Below are 1,102 nucleotides of genomic sequence, written 5' to 3' on the forward strand. Positions count from 1 at the left end.
GGGGGGGGGGGGGGGGGGGGGGGGAGGGGGGGGGAATAATACTTAGTTTTCTCTTCCTTCTTGGCGTCCTTGGCGTCTTGGCGGTTAGTTTCCAAACAAAAACCCCACCGCTCACCAACAGCCTGCCTTACAGCCTCCGGTAAACAACTAAAATACTCCGCATACTCCTGTTGAGAAACACTTTGTTGTACCGGACGCCACTCCCGACCTTCCGGGTCATTCGTCACCCCACTTGTCAGACGTTGAATCAATTCGTCTCCATCTGCGGGTAGATTTTCCACATGATATCCAGCAGACTGCAAAGCCTTAAGAATTTCCACACAACTAGCTGGGGTATCGAGTCCCACACCATTAGCAATGCGACCATCGCGGGTGGGATAATTAGCCAAAATTAAAGCTACATGACGTTCTTGGGGTGGTGTTGAGCGCAGACGCACCCAATTTGCTGCCAAATCAGCGACAAACTCTATCCGTGAAGCGATCGCTTCATAAACTACCACATCCGTTTCTAAATTCGGGTTGCGAGTTTGCACGGCTTTAAAAGACACAGCGCGGCTAATAATCCGTCCATCCACTTCCGGCAAAGCCACATTCATTGCCATATCGCGGGGTGAAAGTCCTTGAAACTGCGACTCCCACTGTTCAACGGAACCACCAGAAAGAATCACCTGCAACACCGGCACATCTAATTTTTGCCAAAGTTCAAGCTGGGGTGTTTCTGTATCCAACCGCGCCAAAGAAAAACTGGTAGTATTTAGCAGCAGCGCAACTTGTTCTGAGTCTTTTGGCTGGAAAAACTCGATTAACTCAGCTTGGACATCAGGATCGCGCAATGAAGAAATAAACAAAGGCACAGGTTCTAAATTCCGCTTTGCCAAAGCTTCGCACAATACATCAATCACCTTGGTATTTCCCGCTAGGTAATGAGCACGGTAGAAGATGATGCCAACTTTGGAGGAGGGGGGGAGGGGGGGAGTGGAGGACGGGGAGATGGGGAGATGGAGAGATGGGGAGATGGGGGGAAAGATGTTTCCCATATTCTGTGTGTCACCTTGTCTCCAAAGAGTCCCCCCCTCTCCCAGAAGTCCCCCCTCTCCCAGAA

At 50.7% G+C, this 1,102-nt stretch carries 1 protein-coding gene; it reads right to left on the reverse strand.

Annotation, left to right across the window (positions count from 1 at the left end; translation table 11 throughout):
- Window positions 1–1,037 (reverse strand): cobaltochelatase subunit CobN (locus OGM63_RS15385; protein ID WP_263746463.1); only part of this gene is annotated, 1,037 nt, incomplete at its 3' end.
- Window positions 1,038–1,102: the final 65 nt, after the last annotated feature.

This window comes from Plectonema radiosum NIES-515, from assembly GCF_025753815.1.
Classification (GTDB): Bacteria; Cyanobacteriota; Cyanobacteriia; order Cyanobacteriales; family Nostocaceae; genus Hassallia; species Hassallia radiosum_A.